General features: G+C 42.1%; 14 protein-coding genes and 1 pseudogene. 10 read left to right on the top strand and 5 right to left on the bottom strand.

Translation table 11 applies throughout. The features are described from left to right. Window positions 1–17: 17 nt before the first annotated feature. Genes CF596_RS03260 through CF596_RS03250 form a run of 3 tightly spaced genes read left to right on the top strand, consistent with a single transcriptional unit; the run spans window position 18 to window position 3,213 of the window. On the top strand, window positions 18–797 hold the full coding sequence (locus CF596_RS03260) for a DUF1295 domain-containing protein (RefSeq protein ID WP_096901217.1): 780 nt from the start codon (window positions 18–20) through the stop codon (window positions 795–797). Between the two features lie 8 nt (window positions 798–805). Beyond that, window positions 806–1,855, top strand: coding sequence for a cyclopropane-fatty-acyl-phospholipid synthase family protein (locus CF596_RS03255; protein WP_096901216.1), 1,050 nt, complete (start codon window positions 806–808; stop codon window positions 1,853–1,855). Window positions 1,856–1,890: 35 nt separating this feature from the next. Beyond that, a complete protein-coding gene (locus CF596_RS03250; RefSeq protein WP_096901226.1) occupies window positions 1,891–3,213 on the top strand; it encodes a HAMP domain-containing sensor histidine kinase in 1,323 nt (440 codons plus the stop codon). Here CF596_RS03250 and CF596_RS03245 read toward each other — a convergent pair. The 4 genes from CF596_RS03245 to CF596_RS03230 form a co-directional block, all read right to left on the bottom strand. Beyond that, window positions 3,210–3,902, bottom strand: coding sequence for a response regulator transcription factor (locus CF596_RS03245; RefSeq protein WP_005177281.1), 693 nt, complete (start codon window positions 3,900–3,902; stop codon window positions 3,210–3,212). The two genes, CF596_RS03250 and CF596_RS03245, sit on opposite strands and share 4 nt — an antisense overlap. 11 nt (window positions 3,903–3,913) lie before the next feature. Next, window positions 3,914–4,414: a chalcone isomerase family protein gene (locus CF596_RS03240; protein WP_005177287.1), complete on the bottom strand. Its 501-nt coding sequence runs from the start codon at window positions 4,412–4,414 to the stop codon at window positions 3,914–3,916. Continuing rightward, window positions 4,390–4,962: a nuclear transport factor 2 family protein gene (locus tag CF596_RS03235; RefSeq protein ID WP_171065058.1), complete on the bottom strand. Its 573-nt coding sequence runs from the start codon at window positions 4,960–4,962 to the stop codon at window positions 4,390–4,392. Before CF596_RS03235 ends, CF596_RS03240 begins: the two co-directional genes overlap by 25 nt. A 118-nt stretch (window positions 4,963–5,080) precedes the next feature. After that, window positions 5,081–5,962, bottom strand: coding sequence for a LysR family transcriptional regulator (locus tag CF596_RS03230; RefSeq protein ID WP_096901215.1), 882 nt, complete (start codon window positions 5,960–5,962; stop codon window positions 5,081–5,083). A 102-nt stretch (window positions 5,963–6,064) separates the two neighbouring features. On the opposite strand from CF596_RS03230, the gene trpB reads away from it, so the two are divergent. Then, the gene (gene trpB, locus CF596_RS03225) at window positions 6,065–7,276 is read left to right on the top strand and encodes a tryptophan synthase subunit beta (RefSeq protein ID WP_096901214.1); all 1,212 of its coding nucleotides are present in this window, start codon (window positions 6,065–6,067) and stop codon (window positions 7,274–7,276) included. Next, on the top strand, window positions 7,273–8,058 hold the full coding sequence (trpA, locus tag CF596_RS03220; RefSeq protein ID WP_096901213.1) for a tryptophan synthase subunit alpha: 786 nt from the start codon (window positions 7,273–7,275) through the stop codon (window positions 8,056–8,058). Before trpB ends, trpA begins: the two co-directional genes overlap by 4 nt. A gap of 136 nt (window positions 8,059–8,194) precedes the next feature. On the opposite strand, the pseudogene ribA reads toward trpA, so the two are convergent. Continuing rightward, a pseudogene (ribA, locus tag CF596_RS03215) lies at window positions 8,195–8,796 on the bottom strand (GTP cyclohydrolase II). A gap of 536 nt (window positions 8,797–9,332) precedes the next feature. Here ribA and CF596_RS03210 point away from each other — a divergent pair. The 5 genes from CF596_RS03210 (at window position 9,333) to CF596_RS03190 (ending at window position 16,468) form a co-directional block, all read left to right on the top strand. Then, a complete protein-coding gene (locus tag CF596_RS03210; protein WP_096901212.1) occupies window positions 9,333–10,241 on the top strand; it encodes a cation diffusion facilitator family transporter in 909 nt (302 codons plus the stop codon). Window positions 10,242–10,305: 64 nt separating this feature from the next. Next, window positions 10,306–10,725: a cation efflux protein, CzcI-like gene (locus CF596_RS03205; protein WP_096901211.1), complete on the top strand. Its 420-nt coding sequence runs from the start codon at window positions 10,306–10,308 to the stop codon at window positions 10,723–10,725. 47 nt (window positions 10,726–10,772) lie between these two features. Beyond that, the gene (locus CF596_RS03200) at window positions 10,773–12,095 is read left to right on the top strand and encodes a TolC family protein (protein WP_096901210.1); all 1,323 of its coding nucleotides are present in this window, start codon (window positions 10,773–10,775) and stop codon (window positions 12,093–12,095) included. A gap of 1 nt (window position 12,096) precedes the next feature. After that, on the top strand, window positions 12,097–13,332 hold the full coding sequence (locus CF596_RS03195; protein ID WP_096901209.1) for an efflux RND transporter periplasmic adaptor subunit: 1,236 nt from the start codon (window positions 12,097–12,099) through the stop codon (window positions 13,330–13,332). Beyond that, window positions 13,322–16,468: a CusA/CzcA family heavy metal efflux RND transporter gene (locus CF596_RS03190; RefSeq protein WP_096901208.1), complete on the top strand. Its 3,147-nt coding sequence runs from the start codon at window positions 13,322–13,324 to the stop codon at window positions 16,466–16,468. Before CF596_RS03195 ends, CF596_RS03190 begins: the two co-directional genes overlap by 11 nt. Window positions 16,469–16,475 lie beyond the last annotated feature (7 nt).

Raw genomic sequence — 16,475 nt, 5'->3', positions numbered from 1 at the left:
TAAAACAGGAGGGCGACATGCTGCTAGATTTAATTTTGCTCAATGTCTTCATCATGCTCTGTAGCTGGGTATTGGTGACCTATAACCGCAGAGCAGGGCTAGTCGATGTCGCTTGGAGTTTCAGTATTGCCCTAAACGTGATTATTGCCGCTTGGGCGATTCACAGTGCACCACTGTTGGTTCGGTTATTTCTGGGACTGGCGAGTGGGATCTGGTTTTCACGGCTGACGTGGCATCTGTTACGGCGCTATGCCAATGAAACCCAAGAAGACACGCGTTATGCCAACATGCGCCGCGCGATGGGGGACTATCAGCATCTTGGTTTTCTGGTGTTTTTTATATTTCAGGCAGGTTTGGCGCTACTGTTTTCTTACCCAATGCTGAAGTTGTTAAGTATCTCGACCGAGCAATGGAATGACTGGACTTTGGTCACTGTGATTGTGGCGGGCATGATCATGCTATCTGCTTTGATAGGTGAAAGCACTGCCGATCAGCAACTTTACCGTTTTAAGCTAGATCCACAGAATCAAGGTAAAACCATGGATCAGGGCTTGTGGAAATATTCGCGCCATCCGAATTATTTTTTTGAATGGCTGCATTGGTTTGCCTATCCAGTGCTCGGTTTGGCAGCAGGATGCTATGAATTATGGATATATCCACTGCTGATGTGGCTATTCTTGTACTACTTTACAGGTATTCCATTTAGTGAAAAACAGGCGCTCGCCCACCGTGGCGACAACTATAAAGACTATCAACGACGAACTTCAATGTTTATTCCGTGGCCACCCAAAGAGTAGGTAAATACATGGACTTTATGATTCAAAAAACCTTAGAACTGATCGAAAATGGCAAGGTGCCAGACCCAGTGATTCGTGCAGGCATTCGTACTTTAAGCAAAAAACGTTTGGCACAAGAAGGTCGGTTTAACCCCGCATTGGCAGCGCAGCGCTATATGGATGTGCTGACCATGCTGAAAAACAGCGAAATTGCTATTGAGACAGACAAAGCCAATGAGCAGCATTATGAACTGCCGACCGCATTTTTTCAGGCAGTACTCGGTAAGCGTTTGAAATATAGCGCTAGTCTATTTAAACATGCCGATATGACGCTAGACCAAGCCGAAGAAGCTGCCCTTGCATGCTATTGCCAGCGAGCACAACTGAAAGACGGGCAGGATATTTTGGAAATTGGATGCGGTTGGGGGTCTTTAAGTCTATATATGGCCGAGCATTATCCAACGGCCCGTATTACAGTCGTGTCAAATTCTTCAACGCAGCGCGAGTATATTCAGGAACAAGCCCGTTTAAAAAAACTGGATAACCTTAATGTGATCACTTGTGATGTCAATGTGTTGCAACTTGAACCTGCCTCTTTTGACCGTGTGGTGTCAGTGGAGATGTTTGAGCACGTGCGTAACTATCAAAAACTATTTGAAAATATCAGTATTTGGCTCAAACCAGATGGCTTATTGTGGTGTCATATTTTCTGTCATCGTTTCTTGCATTACCCGTTTGAAGTCAAAAATGAGTTTGACTGGATGTCGCAATATTTCTTTAGTGGTGGTTTGATGCCAGCAGCCTCAACTTTCCTACATTTTCTGCAGCATTTACAGCTAGAACAGCACTGGCAATGGGCGGGTACGCAGTATGAACGTACCGCAAATGCTTGGCTAGAAAATATGGATGCTAAACAGGCCGAGCTAAAGCCCTTATTTGAACAAACTTATGGCGCGGATGCCGCAATCTGGTGGCAGCGCTGGCGGATTTTCTTTATGGCCTGTGCCGAGCTATTTGGTTATGACCATGGACGCGAGTGGGTGATTGGACACTTTCTGTTGAAGAAGAAAGCCGTATAACTGAACAATGGGATGGGCCAGCGGGGAATGCATCAATGTTAAAGCTGTTTAGGGATAAACGTGATCATCCTCTGGGTGAGGTGTTTAACCGATACTACTGGCTGCAAATCGGATTCATTGCCCTGTCCGTGGTGATTGGGATTGGCTTCAGTGCTTGGGTGATTAAAGGGTCTTTGCTCAGAACAGCGCTAGAACAGGAAATGTCACACTACTGGCAACGATTAGAACGTAATCCTGCCGCAGAATTGCCCGACACCAAAAATCTGTATGGTTACCGCTGGAACACTGTGCCACCTCCCCAATTTAAGACTATGCAGCTTGAGCAAGGGGTGAATCGGCATTTTGTCGATGGCAAGGAACGCATGACCGTTTATGGTGAAAAAGACGGGCAGCATGTGCTGTTGGTTTTTGGCGAAAGCAATGTCAATAAACTGGTCTGGTTGTTTGGTCTGGCACCACTGATGGTCAGCCTGTTTGTGCTATATAGTGTGCTGTGGTGGTGGAACCGTCGGGCCCGGCGCTATTTTTCCCCGATTACCCGTCTGGCCAATGCGCTGGAATATATCGACTGGGAACATCAGAAAAATCAGGCTTCCCCGTTTCAGGACATCCGCACCGACTCTAATCTGGAAGCTGAATACCTCAAGCAGGCACTGGAAAAATATCATCAGGTATTAAGCGAGTTTATTCAGCGTGAGCGTGAATTTACCGGGGATGTCAGCCATGAACTACGCACGCCACTGACCATTCTAAAAGGCAATGTGCAGCTGTGTCAGGCACGCTATGGCGACAACAAATCATTTACTCGCTTGAACAACACCATTGAAGACATGCAACTATTAGTGGACACACTACTGGCTATCGCACGCAACACTACCGATACTTTAACTACTGAACTGACTATGCTTTCTGAATGTCTGGAAAATTTAGTTCAGGATCTGGATAGTGTTAGCTATAACAAAGGAATGCGGATAAATTTTCAAAAAGATCTAGAAGAACAGCGACGTAAACTTTACCCGTCGATGACCAAAATGGTGTTTGGCAATATTCTGCGTAATGCGCTGAACTATTCACAGGGCACAGAAATTGATGTGATTCTGGAAAAAAATAAAGTGCTGATTGCTGACAATGGGGTTGGCATGCCTTTACCTAACAATTCTAAAGTTCAGGAACTGTCTGGTCAGCAGCTACAACTGGAAATCAAAGGGCATGGTATTGGATTGCAATTGGTGCAAAAGTTATGCAAACAGCTAGGTTGGCGTGTGGAGCTGTTTGACAGGCAATATTATCTTGACACTCATCAGAATGTTCATCTAACAATCACCACTGGACTTATTGTCGTTGTGTACCTAAATTAGGCTTCATCTTCGAAAGCAATCTTTAAACCAATCCCAGATATGGTGTGAATCAGCTTTTGTTCAAAGGGTTTATCGACCATTTTGCGTAAATTATAGATATGACTGCGCAGAGCATCACTTTCTGGCTCTTCGTCACCCCAAAGCTGCATCATAATTTCCTGTTTGGTCAGTACTTTAGGAGAATGACGCATCAATAGCTTCAAAAGTTTAAACTGAATCGGAGGCAATTCAATGTTCTGCCCAGCTCGAGTTAGCTGCTGTGTTGCCGGGTCCAAAATTAGGTCATGAATTTGCAGGCGACTGCTAGATACTTCACCCAGTGAGCGTTTGATCAGGGCCTTGACCCTAACCACCAGCTCGTTAAAGTCAAAGGGCTTGACCAGATAATCATCCGTGCCAGAATTAAAGCCTTTGAGTTTGTCATCCAAGGTATCCCGAGCGGTAAGCATCAAGACAGGTAAGTCCAACCCCTCTTCATTGCGTAACCACTCGCACAATTCATAACCAGAACCATCAGGCAAATTAATGTCTAGTAGCAAGATATGGTAGCGTTGCTGTTTCAGTAATTGTCTAGCAGCACTCAGATTGCGGGCATGATCGACCACAAAGCCATGTTCTTCCAGAAACTCGCATAGGGTAGAGGCCAGTTCATAATGGTCTTCAACCATCAGGATAAAATGTTTCGACATAGCGGCAGATACTAATTTAATAATTGCTGTTTTAATTTAGCACTAAATGGCTGGGGACCCAGCCATATATTAAAATATTGTTGTGCCAGAGGATGTTTAAGCTGCCCTAAACTTTGCTGGTTCAAAGATAAGCTCAGGGTCTGTGTAGCATGGTTGTATTTTAAACGGTAGAGGTCGCCTGATCTGACCGGACGATACAAATCGGTGATTGGGTTGAATAGAGCATGTATTTTTGCGTCTTTAACATTACGTTTCAGTAAATGTGTGGCCGCACGCTTAAATGCCCATTCCGGAATATTCTGTGTATAGGAAAAGTCCATCTGTATATTTTGTTTTTCCCAGGACTGGCTACAGTTTTGGGCAAAATAACTGGCCATACCGACCTGTTTTTGACCCACCATCAGCGGACCATTGCCGCATTGATTCAGGCTTTGTGCCTGTGCCCATGGACAGAAGCTACATCCCATCACTAACGCTGTACTAATCGCTATTTTTTGAAAGGCAGTAGCCATGAGTAGACCCCTCCAACATAAGGCAGGGAACGGTACAGGCCATTCGCAGGGTCCCAGAAATCCTGCTGGAAAATAATCTTGTTGTTTTCGTTGATCTTGATTTCACTGATACCGTAAGAGTCCATACTGCGGGTCGTGCCGAACAATTTAAAATCATAGGCCATATGCCAGTGCACATAGGCAGAGTCCTGATGATAAGAAGCGTTTAACAGCTTGACGCTGACCTTGCTGACCCGTTTGTTCATGCCTTGAAAGTGCTCGAGTAGATTTTGACGGGATGAAAATTGCGATAGCGTATCGTTAATAAACAGCTGGTCGGCATACAGTGCTCCAGCATTTTCAACGAATTCAGGTGTGCCCAAGGTATTAAAGGCTGAGGTAAAGCGGAGGCCGATATCCTGAGCTTTAGCCTGATCCAGCGCTATCCCCTGAATACCATTTCTGGATTGGGCGTAATCGGCTGAATAACTGGGAATACTTTTACATCCGGCTAACAACAGAAGCGGCAAGGATAAGGCTGTAGCAATTAGTGTTTTTACAAGTCTCATCATCAGTGTCCGTATGAAGTGTATGTTTATACCTTAGGCAGCACAGCGTGAATAGAATGTGAAATAGACGTTATAGATGAGCAATTGAATAGAATTTTTCAAATCAAAGATTAAATGTTTAACTTTTTTCTTCGGCCATTAACCAATTAATAATATTCATAACATCACGATTTTCATTATTTTTTCTGACCATTGCATAAAAATTATAGTCACAATAGATAAAACCAAAAGGGGCAATGATCTTTCCATTTAACATTTCTTTTTCTACTAGAATTTGAGGTGCTATGGCAATTCCTAACCCAGACACGGCAGCTTCTATCATTAAATTCAGACTATCAAAATAACGGTCATTGGATTTTGGGCAAAAGCTTATTTGAAACTGATCAAACCATGTATGCCATGCACTTTTATTTGAGTGGGTATGAAGTAATGGATAGTTTAAAAGATCATTTACGGAATGAAGAAGATTTATTTCACGATTACAAATAGGACCCATGTTATCGGGAAATAACAGATATTTATTCAAAAAGTTGGGAAGTAGATGATGCTCACTGACGCTATTGATCAATATGTCAACCTTCTCTTTTTCTAACAATTTTAAGTCATTACATGTCATTAATTTGATATGGATATTGGGATAAATGACTTCGAGCTTTTCTAATCGAGGAATCAGCCAATTTGCCATAAAACTATGAGAAGCGCCTATGACAACTTCTACTTCTGAAGTTTTATTTGTTAACTCAAAGACGCATTGTTCTAAACGATTAAAAAGCTGCATACAAACGAGCGATAATTCTTCGGCATCCGCCGTCAGAGAGATGGTGGAGGAATGTCGAATAAACAATTTTTTATCCAACCATTCTTCTAACTGCTTTATTTGATGGCTAATCGCACTATGGGTGACACATAATTCTTCGGCAGCTAAGCTGAAACTTTTATTTCTGGCGACAGCTTCGAAAGCTTTTAAAGCATTAAGAGGAGGTAATGTTCTGCGTTTCATGTTGTAAAATTTTCTAACACCATAAGCTCAAAATATATCAATTATCATCAAAATGAAAATATTTTAAGATCGAACAAGTTTTGATAGTAAAAGAGATATGAGATGACAACCCCTTATACAGGTAATGGTCCTAATGACTTAGGATTTTTTGGTAAATTTGGCGGATGTTACATGCCAGAGAGCTTAATGCCAGCACTTCAAGAATTAGAGCAAGCCTTTAATAATGTTCGGCACAAACCTGAATTTTGGGCTGAATATCAGCAGATTTTAACGGACTTTGTTGGTCGTCCTAGTCCTCTTTTTTATGCAAAAAACCTAACAGCTTATGCAGGCGGCGCTCGAATATATTTCAAGCGAGAAGATTTGAACCATACGGGTGCGCATAAGATCAATAATTGTGTAGGCCAAATCTTATTAGCCAAATTTATGGGGAAAACCAGAATCATTGCAGAAACTGGTGCTGGGCAACATGGTGTTGCAACAGCAACGGTTTGCGCGCTGTTTAAGATGAAATGTACCATTTTTATGGGAGAAACAGATATTCAGCGCCAACAAATGAATGTTGAGCGCATGAAATTACTCGGTGCTGAAGTCAGAAGTGTTCAAAAGGGTCGTGCGACTTTAAAAGATGCCATGAACGAAGCATTACGTGACTGGATTCATCATGTGGATACAACCTATTACCTGTTGGGTACGGGTGCAGGCCCTCATCCATATCCGACGATGGTCAGAGAATTTCAGAAAATTATTGGTCTAGAAGCCAGAAACCAAATACTGCTCAAAGAAAATAAATTGCCGGATGCTTTGGTTGCTTGCGTTGGTGGTGGATCAAATGCATTAGGGTTGATGCATCCCTTTCTAGAAGACCTGAATGTCAAAATGTTTGGCGTTGAGGCAGGTGGAAAAGGAACACATACTGGTGAACATGCCGCCTCTATTTGCAAAGGTCAAGTCGGTGTGCTACATGGCAATTTAACCTATTTATTACAAGATTTAGATGGGCAGATTTTAGAGGGGCACTCTATATCAGCCGGCTTAGATTATCCAGGTATTGGTCCTGAGCATGGCATTCTGTTTGAAACAGGACGTGTGACATATACGGCTATAACCGATCAAGAAGCCGTAAATGCATTTCAGCTTTTAAGCCAACAGGAGGGTATTATTCCTGCGCTTGAGAGTTCTCATGCAATTGCGTATGCGATTCAACTTGCTCAAGAAATGCAGCCAGAACAGATCATTATTGTCAATTTAAGTGGCAGAGGTGACAAAGACTTAAACACGGTCAAAAAATATCTTGCAGGAGCTACAGCATGAACCGTCTAGATCAAAAATTAGAGCAATTGAAACTGGAAAATCGAAGTGGTCTGGTCTGTTATTTTACTGCTGGAGATCCTAATTTCGCAGAAAGTTGTCGTCTGTTGAGCCAATTAGGTCAAGCTGGGGCTGACATTATTGAAGTTGGCATTCCATTTTCTGATCCAGTGGCAGATGGGGAAATCATTCAAGCAGCGCATCTTAGGGCTTTAGGTGCAGGTCAAACGGTAAAACAGACCATTGAGTTGGTAAAAGTAATCAGGCTGCATGATGACCAGACACCAATAATTTTCATGACTTATTTAAATCCGATGATACAATATGGTTTTGAGAAACTTATCGCCGAAACAGAAAATCTTATAGATGGAATATTGATTTTAGATGCTTCATATGGATATCGAGAAAAATTTGAGGTGCAGTTAAATGAAAAAAATATGCATTTAATTGCAATGACCGCGCCGACGACACCAGTTGAAAGGTTAGAGCAAATTTCAGCACGCGCGACAGGATTTTTATATCATGTTGCAGAAAATGGCTTAACAGGAGGAGACTTAAATTTGGCTAATCTTGAGAAAAAGATTGCTGAAATCAAGCCTATTTTTAATATCCCAGTTGCAATTGGCTTTGGGATCAAAAATGAAAGTCATGTTAAAGCCTTAGCCAATAAAGTAGATCTTATTGTTATCGGTTCAGCGCTCGTAGACACTTTTTTTAATAAAGGAATGAACGCAACTTTAGAAAAAGTCACAGTTTTTTCACAAATCCTGAGAGAAAATAAATAATAAGCCAGCTTCTTTGATAGGTATTTGCGTATTCTTTAAAAACATAATTAAATATAAAACAGTATTTTATCTTAGTCTTCTCCCGAGAGGGAGAAGGAACTTTATACGTGAATTTTTTTCTAAAAGTGATCGCTTTTTAAAAATCACTATTATCATATAGATGTGACATGCGTTTTTGCTTCGTTTCAAGATAAGCTTTGTTAAAGATATTTAAACCAACTTTTAAAGGAATACGTTCAACAACATTAATTCCTAAATCAGTTAAAGATTTAATTTTAAGGGGATTATTTGTAATGAGTTTTACATTCTTTATTTTTAAATAATCTAGCATAATGGTACACATATCATATTTACGAGCATCTGCTGGTAAATTTAATAATAAATTGGCGTCAAGAGTATCATGTCCTTGGTCTTGAAGGGCGTAAGCTCGAATTTTATTGGTTAGTCCTATGCCGCGACCTTCTTGGCGCAAGTATAAGATCACACTTGTCCTGCATCATTAATCATTTTCATGGTTGAATGTAATTGGGGGCCGCAATCACATTTGAGTGATCCAAAAGCGTCACCTGTTAAGCACTCTGAATGAATTCTAACGAGTACAGGTTGATTAGAAATAGTACCCATGCCTTTGGCAAGAGCGATATGTTCTTCACCAGTACTTTGGTCTTGAAACGCTATAATTTCAAAATCACCAAATGCAGTCGGTAGTTTTGATTTTGAAACAAACTCTATAGCCATTGAAGAATACACCTATATAAATTTATATTTGGTACAATTTACTTAATCTAACTTGAAAGCATTGGCTAATTTTTTTCAGTCATAAATTTCAGCATTTTACTTCCAAGTAAAGAGTATGTATTTAATAGTGAATTTTTTGTGAAATATTAAGTTGACAAAATAACTAACCAAGCTAAAAAAAAATTAGTTAGCCGAGGCTCTGTTGCTTAAATATGTAAGCATCTGATTTAAATAAATTTAATTTTGGATCAAAAATAATCAAAAATTTTAAAATCATATAGTTATCAAATCTTTGTTTAACAAAGCCGAACAGATGCCAAAATTATCGATCTGGTACAGCGTATTACACCAACAGGGCTATACGCAGGCGATGAACTTTTTAACTGGAAAAAAACGCCGCACATAAAGACGTATTCACATGAAAGATGATTTTATCGTTTTAACCGAGTATGCTGAATCGAGTAATTTTTAAATTAAAAAAAGCTTCGATTTCAATGCTGAAGCATTCCGTTAAATAAAATGATAAGGAGCACTACATGAGTGGTTCTCATAACCATGATCACAGTCATGTTGAAGTGACTGCAAAAAATGCCAAGAAATTAACCATTGCACTTGCCCTGACGTTTACCTTCTTAATTGTGGAAGTGGTTGCAGGATTTATCACACAAAGTTTGGCCTTACTGTCCGATGCGGCGCACATGTTTACTGATGCCGCTGCTTTAGCCATTGCTTTAGCAGCTATTAAAATTGGTCAAAAACCTGCCGATGATAAACGTACTTTTGGTTATCAACGGTTTGAAATCTTGGCAGCATTGTTCAATGCCATGATGTTGTTTATAGTGGCAATTTACATTTTATATGAAGCTTATCAGCGCTTTAGCCAACCACCTGAAATTCAAAGCTTGGGCATGCTGATCGTTGCGGCTTTGGGTTTAATCATCAATCTGATTTCAATGAAAATTTTGGTGTCGAGCAGCCAAGACAGCTTAAATGTGAAAGGGGCTTATCTTGAGGTGCTCAGTGATGCCTTAGGCTCTGTGGGTGTGATCATTGGCGCACTGGTGATTTATTTCACAGGTTGGATGTGGGTAGATACCATTATAGCTGTGTTGATTGGCTTTTGGGTCTTACCTCGAACTTGGGTGCTTCTGAAACAAAGTATCAATATTTTGCTCGAAGGTGTGCCAAGTGAAATTGATATTGAATCTTTACGTAATGACTTGCTGGCTTTAGAGGGTGTACAAGGCATTCATCAGCTTAAAGTTTGGGCGATTACTTCTAAAAATGTGCATTTAACAGCGCATTTGATTGCACCAGATGTAGATCAAAGAGCTTTATACCACCAAGCTGTAGAGTTATTGGGGCATGAGCATGGAATTACGCAAGTGACTTTACAGATTGAAGAAGATGAATGCCATCCACACCAACACGAACATAGTCATTAAAAAGACTTGACCTTAGACTTAGTCTAGGCTTTACAATAGCGTCACTTTATTTCAGTACGACATTATGCGTTCTACCACGTGGATTAGCGTCTTAGTTGCTTTATTCATGTTCCAAAGTCTATGGAACGTGGCGGCAGCTTTTTGCGTCCATGAAGAACAAAAAGCTCAAGTCGTGACTCAACAAAGTTTTCATTTTGGCCACCATCAAACCACCTTGTGTGTGTCTGATGATAAGGCACACCAACAAATCAGTATTAATGACCATACTCAAACGGCAAATGATCAGTTTCAATTGGGTGAAGACCATCAAGATCATTTACCCACAATGGCACATTTGATTATTCCGAAAGAAAAAAACTATCAACTGCCACTCGCTTTTGAACTTCGTGAGTGTCCGCAGTTTTTTTGGCACAATGCCTATCAAGCCCCTGATTTATTGGGGCAACATCCTCCTCCTGAACTTTCCCCGCTAATGGTGGGGTAGCCTAAAACATTTCCCACCACTTCTTCTAAAAATTAGTGGGAAAAAGCATGTCGAATCAATTTAAGGCGTTTATACGCCAAGCTCTTGCTGTGGGCATAACAACAGCCGCGATGCAATGGAGTTTTGCCGAACCGATCAAGACTTTGGATGAAGCTTTAGCAAAAGTAGAGCGCTATCAAAACCAAAGTGAAATTGGGCAACAGCGTCAAAGCATTTCAGAGCTGAACATCAAAAACAGTGGCCTATGGCAAAATCCTAACTTAAATATCAATCAAGATGGTTTTGGTTCAAATACCGATCAAGAGCTCAGTATTGCCATCAGTCAGCCCTTAGATGTGTTTGGACAGCGTAAGCTCAATCAAAAACTCGCAGAAACAGCGCACCAACAAGTGCAGTTACAGCAACAACTGTGGACAGCACAAAGCCAATTGGTGGTGAAATTTGCATGGTCTCAATTGGCTTTGGCACAAGTTGAAAAATCGCTGTACGCAGCACAACTCAAAGTGAGTCAAAACAATTTAGACAGTGCCAAAAAACGTTATCAGGCGGGCAGTATTTCTTTGGTTGACTATGAACGTGCGCAAATCGAAAGTTTGGATATGCAGCGCTTATACCAACAAGCGGTATTGGCAGAACAAGTAGCACAGCGTCAACTCTCAAACCTATGGGGCGAAACCAAAGCCGATATTCAACTCAATGCGACCACCATGCCATGGCCAGATCAAAGTGATGCCACAGTACAGCGCTATATTGCTGAAGGTTGGTTGGAAAAGCTGTATGCACTGAACATTCAACAATCCAATTTAAATATTGAAAGTTTAAAAGTGCAGGCGCGTCCTAATCCGACCTTAAATGTCGGCATGAAACGAAGCCAAGCACCGAATGAAAGTAGCGATACCACATTAGGTGTCGGTGTGGATATTCCGCTGAATATTTTTAACCGCCAGCAATACAGCATTCCGATGGCCCAGCGCCAGCAAAGCTTGTTAAATCAGCAGCAACAGCGCGAGTTAAAACAGCAGATTTTAGATATCGCCAATGCCATGCATGAGCTTAAAGGACTAAAACTGCAGTTCAGTGCGATCAGTCAACAAACCACTTTGGCAGAACAAGTGCAAGTCCGCACACTGCAAGGTTTTAAAGCGGGAAAGTTGTCCATTACCGACATTCAACAAGCCAACTCACAACTGCAAAGCATACGCCTTGGGCAGTTGCAGTTATTACGTCAAGCTTGGCAGACCGCATTGAGCGCAGAAGCACTCAGCCTCGGTACCAGCTATGAACAGATCAGTAGTTCAGATGCTTTTAGCCAAATCAGTAAAAATTCGATCGCACAAATACAAGACCTCATCCTTGGCGGAGCACAATAATATGCAACTAAAAAACCAATTTGGAAAAATATCACAGCCATTGATGATTGGGCTTTTGCTCCTTATTACATTCCTCATCGCTGTTGGGATCTGGTTTAGCTCCAAAGATAAAACCACCGATGAACATGCGCATGCCGAACATGAAGAATCTGAACCTACGGATGAGCCCGAGGCAGAAAAAGGACATGCCGAGGAAGGTGAAATTCAACTGACAGCGCAGCAACTAACAGAGCAAGGCATTCAAATCGCTTCAGCTCAACAAGGCGTGGTATCTCAAGTCACCGTTCTACCCGGAAAGCTTGTGGTTAATACCGATCAGCAAGCTCATATTTCGCCAAACTTTGGTGGGCATGTGGAACAGGTGAATGTTGAACTGGGTCAAAACGTACAAAAAGGACAAATTTTGGCTGTGCTGTCTGTACCCGAGCTGATCGATCTACAAGCCAATTTGCGGATGGCTCAAGCCAGTTTGGATTTAGCACGTCAAGATTATCAACGTGAACAGCAGTTATGGTCACAGGGCATTTCTGCCAAGCAAGATTATCAACGGGCAGAAAATGCTTACCGACAAGCGCAGATTACTGTGCAATCGGTGCAAAGCCGCTTAAACGCCCTAGGTGCAACAGGTGGGGTAAATGGTCGTTTTGTCATTAAAGCACCCATTTCAGGTGTGATTAGCCAAAAAGATATCGTAGTGGGTGAAAACGTACAATTGGCCGATCAGCTTTTTGTGATTGAACAATTTAAAGAGTTATGGCTTGAGTTTAATCTGCCTGCTCAGTACTCAGGTCAGTTACAAGCCAATCAGAGTCTGACATTTAAGCCGAATGCTTCTGATCAAAAATATGAAGCCGTCATCCAAAGCTTAAATTCTCAAGCCGATGCACAAACAGGACGTTTGGTGGTACGTGCTAAATTAAACAGCCAAGCGGCTGAACTACGTCCAAATGTTTTGGTGAATATCTTTTTAGACAATACCAGTTCCAAAACAGCACTTCGCGTCCATAAAAGTGCTATTCAAAACATTGAAGGTCAAACTTCGGTATTTGTAGTCGACGCGGAACAAAAAGGACAAGTGCATTTGAAAGCGCAGCCCGTTCAACTTGGACAAGCTTCAAACGACGCTCAATGGGTGGAAGTGATTTCAGGCCTAACAGCAGGACAACGCTATGTCAGTCAAGGCAGCTTTGTGCTTAAGTCTGAACTAGAAAAAGGCGAGGCTGATCATGCACACTAATCATGATTTACCCAAGCCTGAGGGTTTGTTTGAACGAATTATTCAGTTCTCTATTCAAAATGCAATTTGGGTCATGCTCTTTGTCTGTACATGGATTGCGGTCGGAGTTTATAGCTATCAAAAACTGCCGATCGATGCAGTGCCTGATATTACCAATACGCAAGTACAAATTAATACCCAAGCCAATGGTTTTACAGCACTAGAGGTTGAGCAGCGGATTACCTATCCAATTGAAACTGCAATGGCGGGTATTCCAGATTTACAGTTGACTCGCTCGATTTCACGTTATGGTTTGTCCCAAGTCACTATTGTATTTGAGGATGGTACAGACATCTATTGGGCACGTCAGCAGATTAATCAGCGGGTGCAAGAGGTCAAAGCGGACTTACCTAGCGATGTTTCCCCAACCATGTCACCAGTTTCAACGGGTTTGGGTGAAATTTATCAGTGGGTGATTAAAGCCGAACCGAATGCTAAAAAAGCGGATGGTATAGCTTATAGCGCGATGGACTTGCGGGAGATCCAAGATTGGATTGTTCGCCCACAACTGCAACGTGTTGCGGGAGTTGCAGAGGTCAACAGTATTGGCGGGTTTAACAAAACCTATGTGGTTGCTCCCGACTTTAACCGTATGCAGCAGTTGAATATTTCCTTGAGCCAACTGCAAACCGCTTTACAGGAAAATAATGAAAACCGTGGGGCAGGTTTTATTGAGGAAAATGGTCAGCAACTCACAGTGCGTGTTCCAGGGACACTCAACAGTCTTGCAGACATTGAAAATACAGCGGTTGCCAGCCCAAAAGGGAACCCTATTCGTGTCGCAGATATTGCGCAGGTTTCAATTGATCATGACCTCAGAACAGGAGGCGCAACCTATAACGGCGAAGAAACTGTACTCGGCATCGCTATGATGATGATGGGAGAAAATAGTCGAACGGTGTCTAAAGCTGTAGATGCCAAAATTCAGGAGGTGCAAAGTAGTTTACCGCAAGGCGTTAGAATCGAAACAGTTTATGACCGCACCACGTTGGTAGAAAAAGCCATTAAAACAGTGCAAAAGAACTTGGTTGAAGGCGCAATCTTGGTGATTGTGATCCTCTTTTTATTCTTAGGTAATATTCGTGCGGCGTTAATTACAGCCTGTGTGATTCCACTGTCTATGCTGTTTACTTTAAAGGGTATGGCACAGCAGAACATCAGTGCCAACCTAATGAGTTTGGGTGCATTGGATTTCGGTATTATTGTCGATGGCGCAGTGGTAATTGTTGAAAACTGTATTCGCCGTTTAGCCCATGCGCAGCAGTTACTCAAACGACCGTTGACTCAGTCGGAACGTTTTAAAGAAGTGTTTTTGGCAGCGCGCCAAGCCCGTCGCCCGCTCATTTTTGGTCAACTGATTATTTTAGTGGTGTACTTCCCAATTTTTGCACTGACTGGTGTAGAAGCAAAAATGTTCCACCCAATGGCTTTGACGGTTGTACTTGCGCTTGTTGCAGCCATTATTTTGTCGATCAGCTTTGTACCTGCGGCTGTCGCACTTTTTGTTAAAGGTGACATCAAAGAAACTGAAAGCCGTTGGATGCTGTGGCTAAAAAATCGTTATCAGCAGGTATTGGACTATGCCTATCAGTATAAAGCAGTGGTTTTAACCTTTGCACTGTGCTTGTTGATGTTGACAGGATTACTTGCAACACGTATCGGCAGTGAGTTTGCACCGCAACTGAGTGAAGGTGACTTTGCTGTACAGCAACTGCGCTCTCCAAGCACAGGCTTAGAAGAATCACTTCGTATTCAGGAAAATACGGAAAAGCTACTTCTGAAAAAATTCCCTGAAATACACGCTATTTTTGCGCGAACAGGCACGGCTGAAGTGGCGACCGATGTAATGCCTCCAAATATTTCAGATGGTTATATCATGTTAAAACCCCGTGATGCATGGCCAAACCCGAAAGAAACATTGGATGAACTGCGTAGCCGTATGCAGGCGTATTTAGCGACATTGCCCGGTAACAACAGTGAGTTTTCTCAGCCAATTGAACTGCGTTTCAATGAGTTAATATCGGGTGTACGTAGTGATGTCGGTGTCAAAATCTTTGGCGATGACATGCAAGTATTAAATGCGGAAGCTGAAAAAATCAGTAAATTGATTCAACAGGTTTCAGGCAGTACCGCCGTTAAAGTTGAACAAACGTCGGGTTTACCTTTGCTCAATGTGGAAATTGATAAAAGTTTAGCAGCTCAATATGGCTTAAGTGTCAAAACTATACAAGACTATGTGTCAGCAAGCATTGGCGGACAAAATGTCGGTGAAATTTTACAGGGTGACCGCCGTTTTGACTTTGTGATTCGGCTCAGTGAGCAAGATCGTAGTCTCAGTGGGATTGCGCAACTGCCAATACAGCTTCCAAATGGTGGCAGTATTTTACTTACCGATATTGCCACTGTAAAAATGATGGATGGCATCAACCAAGTCAGCCGTGAAAACGGCAAACGGCGTGTGATTGTCACGGCGAATGTGGAAGGGCGTGATTTGGGCTCTTTTGTCACAGAAGTACAAAGTCAGCTTAAGCAGTATCCTCTACCAAGTGGTTACTGGATTGAATATGGTGGTCAGTTTGAAAATCTGGCCTCGGCGCAGGCTCGAATGCAGATTGTGATTCCACTGGCGTTACTGACAATCTTTATTTTGCTGATGGCCGTTTTCCATAACATCAAAGAAAGCTTGTTGGTGTTCACGGGTGTTCCATTTGCTCTAACTGGCGGAGTGCTTTTCTTGTGGTTAAGAGACATTCCCTTGTCAATGTCGGCGGGTATTGGTTTCATTGCCTTGTCTGGCGTTGCCGTCTTAAATGGTTTGGTCATGCTGACCTTTATTAAAGAGCTAAGAGGGCAATATCGCCTGCATGAAGCCGTTTGGCAGGGAGCGATTTTGCGATTAAGGCCTGTTTTAATGACCGCTTGTGTGGCGTCCTTAGGTTTTGTTCCCATGGCGCTTGCCACAGGCACAGGGGCAGAGGTTCAACGTCCACTGGCGACCGTGGTGATTGGTGGAATTATTTCTTCGACGTTATTGACCTTGGTGCTATTACCAGTGTTGTATCGTTGGATGAATGCAAAAAAAGAAACGGAAGTTTAATTCCTTA

It is taken from the genome of Acinetobacter sp. YT-02 (assembly GCF_002412355.1).
Taxonomy (GTDB): domain Bacteria; phylum Pseudomonadota; class Gammaproteobacteria; order Pseudomonadales; family Moraxellaceae; genus Acinetobacter; species Acinetobacter towneri.
The sequence above is the reverse complement of the archived record's forward strand: the minus strand, read 5'-3'. Positions and strand labels throughout refer to the sequence as shown.